Annotated in this window: 13 protein-coding genes; 8 read left to right on the top strand and 5 right to left on the bottom strand. The window is 61.3% G+C overall.

Going from position 1 to position 18,303, the window contains the following annotated elements; genetic code table 11:
- Positions 1 to 15 precede the first annotated feature (15 nt).
- On the top strand, positions 16 to 486 hold the full coding sequence (locus KI610_RS00065) for an SRPBCC family protein (RefSeq protein WP_226496697.1): 471 nt from the start codon (positions 16 to 18) through the stop codon (positions 484 to 486).
- A 104-nt stretch (positions 487 to 590) separates the two neighbouring features.
- Here KI610_RS00065 and KI610_RS00060 read toward each other — a convergent pair whose 3' ends face one another.
- Entirely contained in the window at positions 591 to 2,213 is a 1,623-nt protein-coding gene (locus tag KI610_RS00060; RefSeq protein WP_226496696.1) for an ABC-F family ATPase, read from the bottom strand.
- A gap of 147 nt (positions 2,214 to 2,360) precedes the next feature.
- Between KI610_RS00060 and gshA the strand changes: the two genes are divergently transcribed.
- From gshA to KI610_RS00030, 6 genes are all read left to right on the top strand, one after another.
- The gene (gene gshA, locus KI610_RS00055; protein ID WP_226496695.1) at positions 2,361 to 3,647 is read left to right on the top strand and encodes a glutamate--cysteine ligase; all 1,287 of its coding nucleotides are present in this window, start codon (positions 2,361 to 2,363) and stop codon (positions 3,645 to 3,647) included.
- 5 nt (positions 3,648 to 3,652) lie between these two features.
- Positions 3,653 to 4,672, top strand: a complete 1,020-nt coding sequence (gshB, locus tag KI610_RS00050; protein ID WP_226496694.1) for a glutathione synthase — start codon at positions 3,653 to 3,655, stop codon at positions 4,670 to 4,672.
- Positions 4,657 to 5,709, top strand: a complete 1,053-nt coding sequence (locus tag KI610_RS00045; protein ID WP_226496693.1) for an FAD:protein FMN transferase — start codon at positions 4,657 to 4,659, stop codon at positions 5,707 to 5,709. Before gshB ends, KI610_RS00045 begins: the two co-directional genes overlap by 16 nt.
- Before the next feature lie 117 nt (positions 5,710 to 5,826).
- Complete coding sequence (locus KI610_RS00040) at positions 5,827 to 10,137, top strand: response regulator (RefSeq protein WP_226496692.1); 4,311 nt, start codon at positions 5,827 to 5,829, stop codon at positions 10,135 to 10,137.
- Positions 10,138 to 10,162: 25 nt separating this feature from the next.
- Positions 10,163 to 11,302: a response regulator gene (locus tag KI610_RS00035; RefSeq protein ID WP_226496691.1), complete on the top strand. Its 1,140-nt coding sequence runs from the start codon at positions 10,163 to 10,165 to the stop codon at positions 11,300 to 11,302.
- 63 nt (positions 11,303 to 11,365) lie between these two features.
- Positions 11,366 to 12,202: an SIR2 family NAD-dependent protein deacylase gene (locus tag KI610_RS00030; protein WP_226496690.1), complete on the top strand. Its 837-nt coding sequence runs from the start codon at positions 11,366 to 11,368 to the stop codon at positions 12,200 to 12,202.
- Between the two features lie 5 nt (positions 12,203 to 12,207).
- Here KI610_RS00030 and dtd read toward each other — a convergent pair whose 3' ends face one another.
- Complete coding sequence (dtd, locus tag KI610_RS00025) at positions 12,208 to 12,660, bottom strand: D-aminoacyl-tRNA deacylase (RefSeq protein WP_226496689.1); 453 nt, start codon at positions 12,658 to 12,660, stop codon at positions 12,208 to 12,210.
- A 56-nt stretch (positions 12,661 to 12,716) separates the two neighbouring features.
- Here dtd and nrtS point away from each other — a divergent pair, with 56 nt between their 5' ends.
- Positions 12,717 to 12,938 (top strand): nitrate/nitrite transporter NrtS, encoded by a 222-nt coding sequence (nrtS, locus tag KI610_RS00020; protein WP_226496688.1) that lies wholly within the window; start codon positions 12,717 to 12,719, stop codon positions 12,936 to 12,938.
- Between the two features lie 94 nt (positions 12,939 to 13,032).
- Here the strand turns inward: nrtS and gyrB are convergent, their stop codons facing one another.
- The 3 genes from gyrB to dnaA form a co-directional block, all read right to left on the bottom strand.
- On the bottom strand, positions 13,033 to 15,522 hold the full coding sequence (gene gyrB, locus KI610_RS00015; protein WP_226496687.1) for a DNA topoisomerase (ATP-hydrolyzing) subunit B: 2,490 nt from the start codon (positions 15,520 to 15,522) through the stop codon (positions 13,033 to 13,035).
- Between the two features lie 73 nt (positions 15,523 to 15,595).
- Positions 15,596 to 16,702: a DNA polymerase III subunit beta gene (dnaN, locus tag KI610_RS00010; RefSeq protein ID WP_226496686.1), complete on the bottom strand. Its 1,107-nt coding sequence runs from the start codon at positions 16,700 to 16,702 to the stop codon at positions 15,596 to 15,598.
- A gap of 209 nt (positions 16,703 to 16,911) precedes the next feature.
- On the bottom strand, positions 16,912 to 18,303 hold the full coding sequence (gene dnaA, locus KI610_RS00005; RefSeq protein ID WP_226496685.1) for a chromosomal replication initiator protein DnaA: 1,392 nt from the start codon (positions 18,301 to 18,303) through the stop codon (positions 16,912 to 16,914).

Below are 18,303 nucleotides of genomic sequence, written 5' to 3'. Positions count from 1 at the left end.
GTTAACATCCGCCCCATGAATTTCGAACATCTCATACAAATCAACGACCCGGAAAACCCGCTGGTCGAGACCATGACCCGCGATCAGCTATGGCAGGGCCTGCTCCATCGCGTCGAAAATGCCGTTCCTTTCCTGCCCGGACTGGAATCCTGCACCATTCTTGAACGCCAGGCCGACACCCTGCTCCGCGAGCTCGATTTCGGCCCGGCCGTCATCCATGACCGCGTCACGCTGGTCGACATGGTGTCCGTGCGTTTCGACATTCAGCCGTCCGAGGTCCATCCCGGCGGCAGTCTGATGATCACTATCGAGGAGCCCGAAGCAGGCTTCCTGTTCTTGCGCTTTGCCTACCAGACGACGCTGGCGACCGATCCGAATTCCGAGGAACGGGCCTATATCGAGTACGTCAAATCGGCCTACCACCAGTCCGACGTCGATTGCGTGCGCATCATCCGCACGCTGGCCGCCGGCGGCAAGATTCAATAGAAAAAAAGGCCGAAACGCACAGCGTTTCGGCCTTTGTCGGTCAAACCGGGCATTCCCACGGTCAACCGGAAAAAACAGCCAAAAATGAAATGGCTGTTTCCGGCTTATTCGACGCCCTGCGAAGCCAGGTAATCCTCATAGCCGCCGAGGTAATCGATGATCCGGCCATCGTTCTTCACTTCCAACACGCGGGTGGACAGCGACGAAACGAACTCGCGGTCGTGTGAGACGAAAACCAGCGTACCGGGGAATTTTTCCAGACCGCTGTTGAGCGATTCGATCGATTCCATGTCGAGGTGGTTGGTCGGCTCGTCCATGAGCAGCACGTTGTGCTTCGACAGCATGAGCTTGCCGAACAGCATGCGGCCCTGCTCGCCGCCGGAAATGACGTTGACCGACTTCTTCACTTCGTCGCCGGAGAACAGCAGGCGACCGAGCGTGCCGCGGATCAGCGTTTCGAGGTCGCCGCCGTCTTCGATGGTGGCGCGGGCGTAGCCGGCGATCCATTCGGTCAGGCTCTCGGTGCCGGCGAACTGGGCGCTGTGGTCCTGCGCGTAGTAGCCGGGGAAAGCCTTTTCGGCCCACTTGATCGTGCCGAACTGCGGCGTCACTTCGCCCATCAGTAGCTTGAGGAAAGTTGTCTTGCCGACGCCGTTTTCACCGATGACGGCGATGCGTTCACCGGCGTTGATGGTCAGCGTCAGATTGTTGAAGATCTTGCGTTCGCCGCCTTCGTAGGTGAAGGAAACATTCTCGATCTCGACCGCCTGACGGTGCAGCTTCTGCTTCTCGTCGTAGTCGAAGCGAATCCACGGGTACTGGCGGGACGACGGCTTCATGTCTTCCGGCTTGAGTTTTTCGATCAGCTTGACGCGACTGGTCGCCTGCTTGGCCTTGGAGGCATTGGCCGAGAAGCGGCGGACGAAGGTCTGCAGTTCGGCGATGCGTTCCTTGGCCTTGGCATTGGCGTTCTGCAGGCGCTCGCGGGCGGCCTGGGCGGCTTCCATGAAGTCGTCGTAGTTGCCGGCGTAGGTCGTGATCTTGCCGTAATCAAGGTCGGCCATGTGGGTACAGACCTGATTCAGGAAGTGACGATCGTGGGAGATGATGATCATCGTCGAATCACGGGCATTCAGGGTGTCTTCGAGCCAGCGAATGGTGTTGATGTCGAGGTTGTTGGTCGGTTCGTCGAGCAACAGGATGTCGGGGTTGGCGAACAGGGCCTGACAGAGCAGGACGCGCAGCTTCCAGCCGGGCGCGACCTGGCTCATCGGGCCGTTGTGCTGGTCGATAGGAATGCCGACACCGAGGAGCAGTTCGCCGGCGCGCGATTCAGCCGTGTAACCGTCGTATTCGCCGAACTGATGCTCGAGATCGGCCGCCTTCATGTAGTCGTCTTCGATTGCTTCGGGGTTGGCGTAGATGGCGTCGCGCTCGCTCATGCAGGCCCACATTTCCTCGTGGCCCATGAGCACGACGTCGAGGACGCGCATGTCTTCGTAAGCGAACTGGTCCTGCTTCAGGTAGGCCATGCGCTCGTGCTTGTCTTTCGAGACATTGCCGGCCGAAGGCTCGAGTGCGCCGCACAGGATCTTCATGAAGGTCGACTTGCCGGCGCCGTTGGCGCCGATCAGGCCGTAGCGATAGCCCTCGCCGAATTTGACATTGACGTTCTCGAACAGGGGTTTGACCCCGAACTGCATGGTGATGTTGGCGGCGACGAGCACTACGATTCCTATCTCAAAAAAGCGGCAAAACGAAGGGGTGAATTTTACCTGTTTTCAAGGGGTTGACCGCAGCAAGGGCGCACATTTGCTGCACTGCGGTGTAAGATTTGCAGCCAAAATAAAAACCCCGGGATTGAGAGACAGCACATGGTTCCACACCTCACCACCGCCCTCACCGGCCCCCTGCTCGAGCTCGAGCGTCGCTTCCTCGCGGCCAGCCCGCAGATCGAGCAGTGGCTGCGCAGCCAGTGGCTGGAGCACACGCCGCCCTTCTACTCATCGGTCGATCTACGCAATTCGGGTTTCAAGCTGGCGCCGGTCGACACCAATTTGTTCCCGGGCGGCTTCAACAACCTGAACCCCGCCTTCCTGCCGCTCTGCGTGCAGGCGGCGATGAGCGCCATCGAAAAATTCTGCCCGGAAGCGCGCAGCCTGCTGCTCATTCCCGAGAACCACACGCGCAACCAGTTCTACCTGCAGAACGTCGCCCAGATCGCCGCCATCCTCAAGCAGACCGGCCTCAACGTGCGCCTTGGTTCGCTCAACCCGGAGATCACCCAGCCGACGACAGTCGAATTGCCCAACGGCCAGAGCCTGCTGCTCGAACCGCTCGTGCGCACCCAACACCGCCTCGGCCTCGACGGCTTCGACCCCTGCGCCATCCTGCTCAACAACGACCTGTCGGCCGGCATTCCGGCCATCCTGCAGGGCCTCCACGAGCAGGTCGTGCTGCCGCCGGTGCATGCCGGCTGGGCCGTGCGCCGCAAGTCCAACCACTTCGCCGCCTACGACCAGGTCGCCAACGATTTCGCCAAGGCCATCGGCATCGACCCGTGGCGCATCAATCCGGCCTTCTCGGTCTGCCGCAGCGTCAATTTCCACGAGCGGCAGGGCGAGGAATGCCTGGCCGCCAACGTCTCGGCCGTGCTCGACATCGTCAAGGAAAAGTACCGCGAATACGACATCGAAGAGACGCCCTACGTCGTCGTCAAGGCCGATGCCGGCACCTACGGCATGGGCATCATGACGGTGCGCAATGTCGACGAAGTCATCGCCCTCAACCGCAAGCAGCGCAACAAGATGAGCGTCGTCAAGGAAGGTTTGGAAGTCTCCGAAGTGCTCATTCAGGAAGGCGTGCATTCGTTCGAGACGCTCAACGAGGCGGTCGCCGAGCCGGTCATTTACATGGTCGACCGTTATGTCGTCGGCGGCTTCTACCGCGTGCACACCGGGCGCGGCAAGGACGAAAACCTCAACGCGCCGGGCATGCATTTCGAGCCGCTGGCCTTCGAGACCGGCTGCAACATGCCCGACTACGGCTGCAACAACCCGGACGCCGCGCCCAACCGCTTCTACGCCTACGGCGTCGTCGGCCGGCTGGCCTGCCTGGCGGCGGCCATCGAACTTGAGCGCACGGCGCCGGAAAACGACTGAGCGCCGTGGCTCAGCAACTACATTTCGAAAAACACCTGCTCGGCGGCAGTGCACAGTCACTGAAGATCGCCTTCATCGTCGATCCGCTCGAGCATCTCAAGGCGTGGAAGGATTCGTCGGTGGCCATGATGCGCGCCGCCGAAAACCACGGCCACGATGTTTATGCCATCGACGCCGCGACGCTCGGCTGGCGCAAGCCGGAGGCCGGTCACCCCGGCGGCGTGGTCGGCGAGGCGACGCACCTGCTGCTGCGCCCGGACGACCACGACTGGTACCGCGAAACCGGCCGCGAATGGATGCCGCTGACCGCCTTCGACGCGGTCATCATGCGCAAGGATCCGCCCTTCGACTTCGAATACCTCACCGCAACCTGGCTGCTCGAACGGGCCGAGGCGGATGGCGTCAAGGTTTTCAACCGGCCGCGGGCGCTGCGCGATCATTCGGAAAAGCTGGCGCTCATGGAGTTCGCCCACTTTGCCCCGACCACCGCGATCAGCCGCGACATGGCGCAAATCCACCATTTCATCGACGAGCAGCGCGACGTCATCCTCAAGCCGCTCGACGGCATGGGCGGCAGCCAGATTTTCCGCGTCCATCGCAACGACCCAAACCGCAACGTCATCGTCGAAACGCTGACCCACGAAGGCGCGCGGACGATCATGGCGCAGCGCTACGTGCCCGAGATCAGCCACGGCGACAAGCGCATCCTGATCATCGCCGGCAAGCCGGTGCCCTTTTGCCTGGCGCGCATCCCCAAGGCCGGCGAAACGCGCGGCAACCTCGCCACCGGCGGCACCGGCGTCGCCCAGGAACTCTCGGCCCGCGACCGGGAAATCGCCGAAGCCCTCGGCCCCGTCCTTTTCAAGCGCGGGCTCATGCTCGTCGGCATCGATGTCATCGGCGACCACCTGACCGAAATCAACGTAACCAGCCCGACCTGCATGGTCGAAATCCGCCAGCAGTCGGGGTTCGATGCGGCCGGCGCTTTCATCACCGCCATCGAACACGCATGCGGCCTCAGCTGACACCTGTCCTGAAGCTTTTTCTGACGGCGCTGTGCGCCCTCCTCCTCACCGCCTGCGGCCGCACGCCATTGCAGGAACAGCAGGCCTACGTCTTCGGCACCCGCGTCGAAGTGCTGGTCGTCAGCGAAGATCCCGAACAGGGCCGCAAGGCCGTCGCCGCCGTGTTGCGTGAATTCGACCGCCTGCACCGCAGCTATCACGCCTGGCAGGCGTCCGAACTGACCATTTTGAATTCGGCCATTTTTTCCGGTCGACCGTCGGAATCGTCGCCGGAACTCGCCGAATTCGTCCGCGAAGCCCAAGCGCTTTCGAAACAGGGCGACTACCTGTTCGACCCCGGCATTGGCCAGCTCATCAAGCTGTGGGGCTTTCAGGCCGATGAATTCAAGGCCGAACTGCCGTCTCCGGCCGACATCAAGGCCTGGCTGGCCAGCCAGCCGTCGATTGCCGACATCGCCATCGACGGCCAGACGATCAGCAGCCGCAACCGCAACGTCGCCCTCGATTTCGGCGGCTACCTCAAAGGCGTCGCCCTCGACCGCGCCGCCGCCATCCTGCGCCAGCAAGGCATCAACAACGCGCTGATCAACATCGGCGGCAACGTAATGGCACTCGGCAGCAAGCAAGGCAAGCCGTGGCGCGTCGGCATCCAGCACCCGCGCCAACCCGGGCCGCTGGCCACCGTGACGCTGGCCGATGGTGAAGCCATCGGTACCTCGGGCGACTACCAGCGCTTCTTCGAAGTCGACGGCCAACGCTACGCCCACCTGCTCGACCCGCGTAGCGGCTACCCGGCCGACCACACGCAGGCCGTCACCGTGCTCATTCCGGCCGGACCGAAGGCTGGCACGCTGTCCGATGCAGCCTCCAAGCCGATCTTCATCGCCGGCCCGGATGGCTGGCGTGACATGGCACGCAAGATGGAAATCGGCCTCGTTTTGCGCGTCGACCGCGACAACCGGATTTTCGTCACCGAAGCCCTGCGCCAGCGCCTCGAGTTCATCGGCCAGCCGCCCGAAATCACCGTCCTGCCCTAAAAAAATCATTCGGCTGACATGTATACGCGCGAGGCGTATATCTCGTAACATTGGTGCTGAAAATAAAATAATAATTCGTCGCTAGGGGAACGTTGGCATTCACAAACAGGGGACAGAATGCTGCGGGATGGTTTCTTCAACAAGCCGGGGTTCGCCAACAGTCTGGTACTGCGTATCGGCCTGCTTATCCTGCTGTCTGTCGCCGTCTTCGCTTTCGCCCTGTATCAGCTGATCGGCCGACCCACGGTAGACCGGCTGGCCGAATCCCAGATGCGGCTCGCCGCCGAACAGCTCGAAGCCCGCGTCACGCGGCTGTTCAAGACCGTCGAAGTCACCTTGCGCAGCAGCCACGGCTGGGGCGTCAATAGTGATATCGATCAGGCGCAACTGCTGCGTTTCAACGAATTCTTCTTCCCCATCATCGCCAATCACGGCGAAATCACCTCGGTCATCTTCGCCCACGAATCAGGCCGCGAAATCCTCCTCCTGATGACCGACGAAGGCCGCTGGCTCAACCGCATCAGCAACCCGGCCGAATGGGGCAACCAGACCTACTGGATCACCTGGAACAAGAACCGCGAGATCGAAAATGTCGAGATGCGCGAACGCAACTACGACGCCCGGGAACGTCCGTGGTTCAAGGGCGCCATGGCACTGACCGAGGCGCAGGCGGTGCACTGGACCGAGCCCTACATCTTCTTCACCACCAAGGAACCCGGCATCACGGCCGCCATGCGGTGGACGGCCAGCGATGGCTCGACCTACGTCATCGCCCACGACGTGCGGCTCATCGACATTGCCGAATTCACCACCCGCATGGTCTTCGGCTCGCAGGGCATGGCCGCGCTTTTCCTCAAGGAAGGCAAGCTCATTGCCCCGCCACGCGACCCCCGTTTCAACGACCGCCACGCCATTAACCAGGCGCTGCTCAAAACCTCCGAAGAACTCGAACTGCCCGAGTTCGCCGATGCTTTCCGCCAATGGCAGGCGATGCCTTCGGCCGCCCAGGGCGTGCACCGATTCGACCGCCCGGACGGGCAATGGGTCAGCCTCTTCCGTCCGCTCGAAGGCAACGCCAGCGGCATCCTGCTCGGCGTCGTCGCCCCGGAAACCGATTTCGTCCCGATTTCCCGCGAAGACCTGCTGCTGCTCGCCCTCATCACCCTCTCGGCCCTCGCCCTCGGCATGGCCGTCGCCATCCACATCGCCCGGCGCTTTGGCGCGCCGCTGCATGCCCTGGCCGAAGACAGCACGCGCATCGGTCGCCTCGAGCTCGACCGGCCGGTCACCACCGATGCCCCCTGGCGCGAAGTCACCCAGCTCGCCGCCGCCCTCGAAGGCATGCGCGAGCACTTGCGCAGCGCCCGCCGGGCCCAGGAAGACGCCCAGATCGAGCTGGAACTCAAGGTCGCCAAACGCACGCAGGCGCTGCGCCAGAGCCAGGACATCCTGCAAAAGCGCGAAGCCTTCTTCCGCGCCATTTTCGACAACGCCGCGGTCGGCATCGTCAGCCTCAGCCCGGCGCGCAAGCCGACGCTGGTCAATCCGGCCTTTGCCCGCTTTGTCGGTCAGCCGATCGATGTGCTGCTGGCGCATCCCGAAGACATCGTTTTCCCGGCCGAGATTCAGGCCCGGATGAACGAAGTCCTGCCCCAGATCGCCTCCGGGCAAAGCAAGGCCGTCCGCCACGAATTCGAGTTCGTCGATGCGCATGGCAAAACCTGCTGGGGTGACGTCCAGATCGCCCCGATCCGCGACGAGGATGGCCAGCTCGACTCGCTGCTGGTGACTGTCCTCGATATCAGCGACCGGCGCGAAATCGAAGGCGAGCTGATCCGCCAGTTCGCCTTCATGCAGGCCCTCATCGACACCATTCCCAACGCCATTTTCTACAAGGGCGAACACACGCGTTTCCTCGGCTGCAACCGGGCCTACGAGGTATTTTTTGGCATAGACCGTCAGCAGTTAATCGGCAAGCGAGTGCTCGATCTCGAGTACCTGCCAGAAGAAGCGCGGCTGGCCTATCAGGCCGAAGACGAAAGGGTGATTGCCGAGTGCGGCTGGACCACGCGCGAGGTGCAAATGGTCAATGCCAACGGGGAACTGCGTGACACCCTCTACTCGATCAGCGGCTTCCTCTCACCCGACGGTACCCCGGGCGGGCTGATCGGCATCATTGTCGATATCTCGGCGCTCAAGGAGGCCAATCGCATCGCCGAAAAAGCACAGGCCGCCGCCGAATCGGCCGCCGCCGCCAAGGCCGACTTCCTGGCCAACATGAGCCACGAAATCCGCACGCCGATGAACGCCATCATCGGCATGACCCACCTCGCCTTGCAGACCGAACTGACTTCGCGCCAGAAGAACTACCTGAGCAAGGTCGATAACGCCGCCAAGGGGCTGCTCGGCATCATCAACGACATTCTCGACCTGTCGAAGATCGAGGCCGGCATGATGCATTTCGAGCAGGCGCCATTCAGTCTCGACGCCAGCCTGCGCCACCTCGGCGACCTGTGCGCCCAGAAAGCCCGCGAACGCGGGCTGGAGCTTCTCTACGCCGTGGCCCCCGATGTACCAGACCGCCTGATCGGCGATTCGCTGCGCCTTGGCCAGGTCCTGCTCAATCTGGTCGGCAACGCCATCAAATTTACCGAAGCCGGCGAAATCACGGTGGTCGTGCACCGGCTGGCGGGCAACGACGACAAGGTCGAGCTCGGCTTCGAGGTGCGCGATACCGGCATCGGCATGAGCCCGGAGCAGCAGGCGCAACTGTTCTCGGCCTTCACCCAGGCCGACACTTCGACGACACGAAAATACGGCGGCACCGGGTTGGGCCTGTCGATCTGCAAGCGCATCGTGGACCTGCAGGGCGGCAGCATCAGCGTCACCAGTCAGCTCGGCGCCGGCAGTTGCTTCAGCTTCCGCCTTGGCTTCGGGCTCGCTGTCGGTGAAGAAACGGGGCAGCGACGCATCGGACTGCCCGACGACCTGCGCGCCCTGGTCGTCGATGACAGCGCCGGGGCCTGCGAGATCTTCACGCAGATGCTGACGGCGCTGGGTATCTCCAGCCATGCCGTGGCCAGCGGCAGCGCGGCGCTGGACGAACTGGCGGTGGCCGGCCAGGCAGGCCAGCCCTACGGACTGCTCATCATCGACTGGAAGATGCCGGGCATGGATGGCGTCGAGCTGATCAAGCGGATCAGCCAGTCGGCGCCGGCCGACAAGGCCGCCACCGTGATGGCCACCGCCTTCGACCACGAAGAGTTGCAGGCGGCGCTCGGCAGCCAGACGGTTGGCGCCATCCTGAGCAAGCCGGCGACGCCGTCGTCGCTGTTCGACAGCATCATGGTCGCGTTGCATCGTGAAACGGCCCTCGCCGCCGTCCCGACGGTGACGCCGGCCAATCTGTCCCGCCACTTCTCGGGCCGGCGCGTGCTGCTCGTCGAGGACAACGAGGTCAATCGCGAACTGGCCGAGGAAATGTTGCGCAATATCGGACTGACCGTCGATACGGCGGAAAATGGCCAGCAGGCCGTCGACGCCGTGCAGCAGGCGACCTACGATCTGGTCCTGATGGATTGCCAGATGCCGGTCATGGACGGCTACGCGGCGACCGGCAAGATCCGCGACGAACTGCACATGCGCCAGCTGCCGATCGTCGCCATGACCGCCAACGCCCTGGCCAGCGACCGCGAACGCTGTCTGACGGCCGGCATGAACGATCATATTCCCAAGCCCATCGACGTTGCCGTTCTTTACGCCACGCTGGCGCACTGGCTCAAGCTGCGCGAGGGCGAAAGCCTGGCGCCGACTCCGGTCATTCCCGCCGGCACCGGGGATGCGCCGGAAATCGATAGCGCCGCCGCCCTGGCGCGGATGGGCGGCAATCACAGCATGTACGACCGGCTGGTCATCCGTTTCCGCGAAAATCAGGGCGATGTCGTCGACCGGCTGCTGGCCGACCGGCAACAGGGCGACAGCGCCGCCATGATCCTGCGGGCCCATACCTTGCGCGGCCTGGCCGGCAATATCGGCGCCGTCACCCTCTCCCGGCTGGCCGGCGAACTGGAAGAAAAGCTCAGAAAAGGGACGCCCGTCGGCGACGAGGAGATCGGCGCGCTGCTGCTCAAACTGGCGGCGACGCTGCCGACCGCCCTGGCCATTCCGGCCACCCTGCCGACGGCGGCGCGGCCATTGGCACCGGTGCCGCCACCGGAAGCGCAGGCCAAGGCGCTGTCCACACTGCGCCAGCTTCTCGACAATGCCGATGCGGCAGCCGTCCACCAATTCGAAGAAATTTCCGCCTGGCTCGGGCAGCAATGCGACCCGCAGCGGGTCGAGCAACTGGCTCGCCAGATCGGGCAGTATGATTTCGAAGAAGCATCCATCACCCTGCAACAGCTCGGCCCGCACCAGGGCACCCCTTGAGTCATCCGACGAGAACCCATAGCTCATGTCCCCACTTCTCCCCAAACAATGCATCCTGGTCGTCGACGACAGCCCGGAAAACATCGATCTGCTCAGCGAAGTGCTGCGTGACGACTATCGAATCCGCATCGCCACCTCAGGCGAGAAGGCGCTCAAGATCGTCTATTCCGACGAGCCGCCCGACCTCATCCTGCTCGACATCATGATGCCCGGCCTCAGTGGTCTGGAAATCTGCCGACGCCTCAAATCGAACCCCGACCGCCGACGGATTCCGATCATTTTCGTCACCGCCATGACCAGCACCGAGGATGAGCAGCGCGGACTGGAAACGGGGGCCGTCGATTACATCACCAAGCCGATCAGCCCGCCCATCGTCAAAGCCCGGGTGCGCACCCATCTGGCGCTCTACGACCAGTCGCGCGAACTCGAACGGATGGTCCGCCAGCGCACCCACGAGCTGCTCACGACACGCCAGCAGATCATCCGCCGTCTTGGCCGGGCGGCCGAATTCAAGGACAACGAGACCGGCAACCACGTCCTGCGCATGAGCCATTACGCCCGCATCATCGCGCTCGCCCACGGCCTCGGCGACGAAGCGGCCAACATCATCTTCAACACGGCGCCAATGCACGACATCGGCAAGATTGGCATCCCCGACGCCATCCTGCTCAAGCCGGGAAAACTCGATGCCGCGGAATGGGAAGTCATGCACCAGCACCCGATCATGGGCGCCGAAATCATCGGCAAGCACGATAACGAGCTGCTCGAAACTTCGCGCATCATCGCCCTGACCCACCACGAAAAATGGGATGGCAGCGGCTATCCGCAACAACTCAAGGGCGAGGAGATCCCGCTCGAAGGGCGGATTGTCGCCATCGCTGACGTTTTCGATGCCCTCGTCTCGGTTCGCCCGTACAAAGGCGCGGTGCCCGTCGAGGAAGCGTTGCAATACCTCTACGAGCAATCCGGCAAGCATTTCGACCCGACGCTGATCGACGCCTTCCGCAGCGCCCTGCCGGAAGTCCTGCGCATCAAGGAAATCTACGCCGACGAACACGGCGCCCTCACCGACCTCGAGTTCCAGATCAACGAAATCTTTCACCACAAGGACGATCCGACGGGCTATCCGGGCGTGCTGTCGAGTACCGAAGGCGGCCTTGACTGAGGCGGAATGATTTCAAATTTCGGCCTTTTTTCCGGTTGACCGTGGGAATGAGCGAAAAAGGCCGTGCCTGACCGGCAGCCAGCCACCAACATCGCCCGGGCAGCCGACTGGTTGCAGCAAGCCGATGGCCTGCTGATCACCGCTGGGGCCGGCATGGGCATAGATTCCGGGCTGCCCGACTTTCGCGGGCCGGGCGGTTTCTGGTCGGTCTATCCGGCACTCGGCAGGGCTAGGATCGCCTTTGAATCGATCGCCAATCCGGCCGCCTTCGAAACTGACCCGCGCCTCGCCTGGGGCTTCTACGGCCATCGCCTTGATCTCTACCGAAAAACCGCACCGCACGCCGGCTTTGCGATGCTCCTCGACCTGGCGAAAGACATGGCGCACGGTATCCTCGCCTTCACCAGCAACGTCGATGGCCAATTCCAGAAAGCCGGCTTCGCCACCGACCAGGTCTGTGAAATCCACGGCTGCATCCACCACCTGCAATGCGCCGCCGGTTGCGGCGAGCAGATCTGGCCGGCCGATGCCTTTCAGCCCGAAATCGATGCCGCCAACTGCCGCCTGCTCGGTGAATTACCGCATTGCACGCACTGTGGCGCCCTCGCCCGGCCCAACATTTTGATGTTCGGCGACTGGGGCTGGGTGCAGCGACGCACGAAGCTGCAATACCAGCGCCTGCAACAATGGCTAACCACGGTCGAACGTCTGGTTTGCATCGAAATCGGCGCCGGGACGAACATCCCGACAGTCCGCCATTTTTCCGAGAACTGCGGCGGCCAACTCATCCGCATCAATCCCGGCGAACCGGAAGTGCCCGACCCGGCAAACGGCATCGGGCTGGCCATCGGCGGCCTCGACGGCATCAGCCGCCTGCACGCGGCCGTCGCCAGCGCTTGAACCGCCTACTCCGGCGCCTTCGAATCGATAGTCAGGGTCACCGGGCCGTCGTTGATCAGGCTGACCTCCATGTCTGCCCCGAACACCCCGGTCGGCACCGGCTTGCCGAGTTCAGCTGCCAGCCTGACGACAAATTGCTCGAACAGCGGCTGCGATACATCACCGCACGCCGCCCGGCTCCACGACGGCCGATTGCCCTTCTTGACCGAGGCATAAAGCGTGAATTGGGAGACGGCAAGGATCTCCCCGCCAGCCTCGACGACGCTGCGATTCATCACGCCATCGGCGTCGGCAAACAGCCGCAGGCGAACGATCTTGCCGGCCATCCAGGCCAGATCGGCAGCGGTATCGGACTCTTCAAACCCGGCCAGCACGAGCAGGCCCGATTCTATTTTTCCGCAAATTTTCCGGTTGACCGTGACACTGGCCGCCTTGACCCGTTGAATCACTACCCGCATACCGAATTCCTTGTCAAAATGAACCAAGCCCTGCAAATACCAGCGTCACCGCCTCGATGAACGAAACCCTCAGCACCGCACTTTCCCGCCCCATCGTCACCAACGCCATCCGCATTGCGCTCGTCGTCGGCAGCCTACTGAACGCGATCAATCAGGGCGAGGCACTCATTTCATGGTCTGGAATTTCCTGGCACCACGTCGCGCTCAATTTCATCGTGCCCTACTGCGTCGCCAGCTACAGTGCCGCCAAAAACCAGTTGAATAATCGCCGGAATTAAGCGGCGTTGAAGCAAATCCGGAGATAAAGGAAAGGCCCCGAATCGGGGCCTTTCTGTCCTCGGAACAACGAGCGTCTTTCCGAAAAATTTTAGATCAGATATCGACCCGGGCGCTCAAGGCGTTGGTTTCGATGAAGGCCCGACGCGGCTCGACATCCTCGCCCATGAGGGTCGTGAAGATTTCGTCGGCGGCGATGGCATCGTCGATCTGCACACGCAGCAGGCGGCGGACTTTTGGGTCCATCGTCGTTTCCCAAAGCTGCGACGGGTTCATTTCGCCCAGACCTTTGTAGCGCTGCTTGGCGATGCCGCGTTCGACTTCGTTGAGCAACCACTTCATGGCGTCGCCGAAGTTGGTCACGACCTGTTTTTTCTCGCCACGCGCCATGATGGCGCCGGCGCCGAACATATCAGCCAGCGTTTCGGCCGTGCGGCGCAACTGCATGAAATCGCCGGAGAGCAGCAGATCTTCGTCGATCAGGCCGACCTTGAGGTTGCCGTGGTGCATGCGTTCGACGCGCAGGGTCCAGCGTTCCTGGATGTCGTCGTATTTCGGCACCATGCGCGTGCCAGCCGGGATGAAGGAAGCGATCAGTTCGGCACTGGCCCGCGTTTTTTCTTCGCTCGACAGGTCGACCGCCAGATTGTGACGAACGATGGACTGCAGCACTTCCGGATTGATCAGGTGCGACAGGCGATCGATGACGGCTTCGGTGGCCAGCCACGAACGGGCCAGACCTTCAAGGGCCGGGCCGGTAATCGGCTCGGCCCCGACACGCGGTGTCAGGACAGCTTCGTCGAGCGCCATGTTGAGCAGGAACTGGTTGTATTCGAGATCGTCCTTGAGGTAACGCTCGGTCTTGCCATGCTTGACCTTGTAGAGCGGCGGCTGGGCGATGTAGACGTAGCCGCGGTCGATCAGCTCCGGCATCTGGCGATAGAGCAGCGTCAGCAGCAGAGTGCGGATGTGCGCGCCGTCGACGTCCGCGTCGGTCATGATGATGATGCGGTGGTAGCGCAACTTCTCGACGTTGAAATCGTCCTTGCCGATGCCGGTACCGAGCGCGGTGATCAGCGTGACGATCTGTTCGGACGAGATCAGCTTGTCGAAACGCGCCTTCTCGACGTTGAGCACCTTGCCGCGCAGCGGCAGGATGGCCTGGAACTTCCGGTCGCGGCCCTGCTTGGCGGAGCCGCCAGCGGAGTCGCCCTCGACGATGTAGATTTCGCACAGCGCCGGGTCTTTTTCCTGACAGTCAGCGAGCTTGCCGGGCAAGCCAACGCCGTCGAGAACGCCCTTGCGGCGCGTCATTTCACGGGCGCGACGAGCGGCCTCACGGGCCCGCGAGGCTTCGACGATCTTGCCGCAAATCATCTTGGCATCGACCGGACGCTCAAGCAGGAAATCAGCGAGCTTCTGGGCGACAACTTCTTCAACGGCAGCACGGGCTTCCGACGAGACCAGCTTCATCTTGGTCTGCGAGGCGAACTTCGGATCAGGCATCTTGACCGACAGCACGCAGGCCAGGCCTTCGCGCATGTCGTCACCGGCGATGTCGACCTTGGCCTTCTTGGCGATCTCGTTTTCGTCGATGTACTTGTTGATGACGCGGGTCATCGCGGCGCGCAAACCAGTCAGGTGGGTGCCACCGTCCGATTGCGGAATGTTGTTGGTAAAGCAGAGCACCTGTTCCTGGTAGGAGTCGTTCCACTGCATCGCCACTTCGACGCCGATGGTGATGGCGGAATCGGCGGCGCCCTGACCCACCTTGGCGTCGCCGGACGAATAGAAAATGTTTGGATGGAGGACCGACTTGGTGCGGTTGATGTACTCAACAAAGCTCTGCACGCCACCGGCAAAGGCGAAAAGCTCTTCCTTGCCGGCGCGCTGGTCGACCAGTTTGATCGATACGCCGTTGTTCAGGAAAGACAGTTCGCGCAGGCGCTTGGCGAGGATTTCGTAGTGGAATTCGACGTGACCGAAGATTTCGTCATCGGCCAGGAAGTGCACTTCGGTACCGCGTTTTTCAGTATCGCCGATCACCTTGAGCGGCGAGACTTCAAAACCGTCGCGGACCTCGATGCTGCGGTCAACCGGCACACCACGGCAAAATTCCATGAAATGCTTCTTGCCATCGCGGCGGATGGTCAGGCGCAGGAACTTGGACAGCGCATTGACGCAGGACACGCCAACGCCGTGCAGACCGCCCGATACCTTGTAGGAATTCTGGTTGAACTTGCCGCCAGCGTGCAGTTCGGTCAGCGCGATTTCAGCTGCCGAGCGCTTCGGCTCGTGCTTGTCATCCATCTTGACGCCGGTCGGGATGCCCCGGCCGTTGTCGATGACGGAAATCGAGTTGTCGGTATGAATGGTGACGATGATGTCGTCGCAATGCCCAGCCAGCGCTTCGTCGATCGAGTTGTCGACGACTTCGAAGACCAGATGATGCAGGCCGGTACCGTCGGAGGTATCGCCGATGTACATGCCCGGGCGCTTGCGGACGGCCTCCAGGCCTTCGAGGATCTGGATACTGGCTTCGCCGTAGGCGGGCGACTCGGATTGCGGGACGTTCTCTTCACTCATTGTTTTGGTTCCACGTGAAACTGCAAAAGGCCTGCCCGGCTGGGCAGGCCTTCTTGGGTTGTTGCCTGGTCGGTCAGATGCGCATCGGCATCACGACGTACTTGAAGCGGTCGATGCCGGGGACAGTAATCAGCGCGCTGGAATTGGCGTCGTTGAAACTCCACTGAATTTCTTCAGTGTGGATGTTGTTGAGCACGTCGAGCAGATAACCGACGTTGAATCCGACGTCGATAACATCGCCGGTGTAGTCGACTTCGATTTCTTCGACGGCCTCTTCCTGCTCGGCGTTGGCAGCGATCAGTTTCAGGCTGTTTTCACCCAGAACGACGCGAACACCACGGAATTTTTCGTTGGTCAAAATGGCGGCGCGTTGCATGGCCTGCATCAACGTCTGACGACCAACCTTCATGTGGTTCTTCAGGGTGGCCGGAACGACGCGCTCGTAATCGGGGAACTTGCCGTCGATCAGCTTGGAAACCAGCACCACGGAGCCGAAGGAGAAGCGCACCTGGTTCGGCGTCAGCGTGATGTTCAGCGCATCGTCGTTGTCAAGCAGCAGGCGGTTCAGTTCAAGCACGGTCTTGCGCGGCAGAATCATTTCCTGACGCGGCAGGTCGGTGTCGATCTCGACGCTGGCGTAGGCCAGACGGTGACCGTCGGTGGCCACGGCACGCAGCTCCTTGCCTTCGACCAACAACAAAAGACCGTTCAGGTAGTAACGCACATCCTGCGCTGCCATCGAGTACTGGGTCTTGCTGATCAGCTGGCGGAAAGCCTTCTGCGACATAGAAAACTGCTTGGTTTCGCCGTCATTGACCGTCATGCGCGGGAAATCGTCGGCCGGCAGGGTCTGCAGGCTGAACCGGCTCTTGCCGCCACGAACCAGCAGGCGCTTGTCTTCGAGAACCAGGCTGACTTCGGTGGTATCCGGCAGGGAACGCAGGATTTCCTGCAGCTTGCGGGCACCCACTGTCACCGCACCATCACCATCACCGCCAGCACCTTCGGTACTCGTCGTGATCTGGATTTCGATGTCGGTGGCTAGCAAGGTCAGGCGATCACCCTTCTTTTCCAGCAATACGTTGGACAGGATAGGCAGCGTGTGACGACGCTCGACAATTCCCGATACCGACTGCAGCGGGGCCAGAAGCGTGTCTCTTTGGGTTTTGATAAGAACCATAAATTAAATTCCTAAGTAGACTATATCGGGAACAATTCTGTGAATAACTGAAAAAATACGTTTAATTTCAGATGATTGAATCAAATTTTACGGTCTGCGCAAACGACTGAATTGCCTGTGGGTGAAATCCGGACAATTTTCCCACAAAGTGGGTAATTCCATATGATCCACAATTGACACACAGCTTTTCCACAGACTTATCGACAGCCTCATCCTTTCAACACCTGCAGCAACACATGCAGGTCGTGGTTGAGTTCATTTTCCTTGATGCGCAGGGCATCGATGGTCTTGACGGCATGAATGACCGTCGTGTGATCGCGACCGCCAAAGGCATCGCCGATTTCCGGAAAACTGTGTGAAGTCACTTCCCGGCAAAGCCACATGGCGACCTGACGCGGCCGGGCAATAGCGCGGGTACGCTTTTTCGAGAACAGCTCGGCAACCTTCATCTTGTAATAATCGGCAACGGTCTTCTGGATGTTGTCGATGCCGACATTTCGGGCCGAACCGATGACGTCCTTGAGCGCCTCCTTGGTCAGATCCAGCGCGATGGCACGACCATGGAAGGACGAGTAGGCCAGAACCTTTTTCAGGGCACCTTCGAGTTCGCGCACATTGGAACGCAAATGCTTGGCAATGAAGAATGGCACCTCGTCATCGAGATGGATGCCTTCCGCTTCTGCCTTCTTCTTCAGAATGGCAACGCGCATTTCCAGTTCCGGCGGCTCGATCTGGACAGTCAGGCCCCAGTCGAAGCGGGTGACCAGACGATCATCCAACCCGTTGATATCTTTCGGATAGGTATCGCAGGTGATGATTATCTGCTTGCGCGCTTCAATCAGCGCATTGAACAGGAAGAAAAACTCTTCCTGCGAACGGTTTTTGCCGTTGAAGAACTGGACATCATCGAGCAACAGCACATCGAGTGAACGATAGGTGCGCTTGAAACTGTCGAAGGATTTTTGCTGATAGGCGCGCACCACGTCCGAGTAGTAATCCTCGGCATGAACGTAACGAACAATTTTTTCCGGGTTTTCAGCGACGATGGCGTTACCGATAGCGTGAATCAGGTGGGTCTTGCCGAGGCCGGCACCGCCGTAGATGAACAGCGGGTTGTAGGCGCCACCAGGGTTGTTGGCCACCTGGACGGCCGCCGCACGTGCCAGGTCATTCGCCTTGCCGACCACCAGATTGTCGAAGGTGAAGGACTGAAACAGCCGGGATTTTTCGTAATTGCCGCTCTTGGTGCGCGGTTTTTCCGGCGCCGGGGCCTTCTTTTCACCGCTAGCTGCTGTTTTGGTGACTGGTTTTTCACCCACCTCGCCGCCGGTTTCAACCCGGCTGGCTGTTTTTCCACTGCCAATGACCAGCGCGATGCTGACCGGGCCGGAGAAAAAGCTGCGGCTGTATTCTTCAATCCGGGTCAGGTAGCGGTCACGGACCCACTTCAAGATGAAAGTGTTCGGTGCGATAAGGCGCAAGCCGTCGTCCAGAGCCGTGGTTTCGCCTTCGAGCCGCAAGGGCCTGATCCAGGTGTTGAATTGCTGCGCGGGCAATTCCTGCTCGAAGCGCTGCAAACAGGATTCCCAGAAACCGGCCAT

Source organism: Ferribacterium limneticum, assembly GCF_020510565.1.
GTDB classification, from domain to species: Bacteria; Pseudomonadota; Gammaproteobacteria; order Burkholderiales; family Rhodocyclaceae; genus Azonexus; species Azonexus limneticus_B.
The sequence above is the reverse complement of the archived record's forward strand: the minus strand, read 5'-3'. Positions and strand labels throughout refer to the sequence as shown.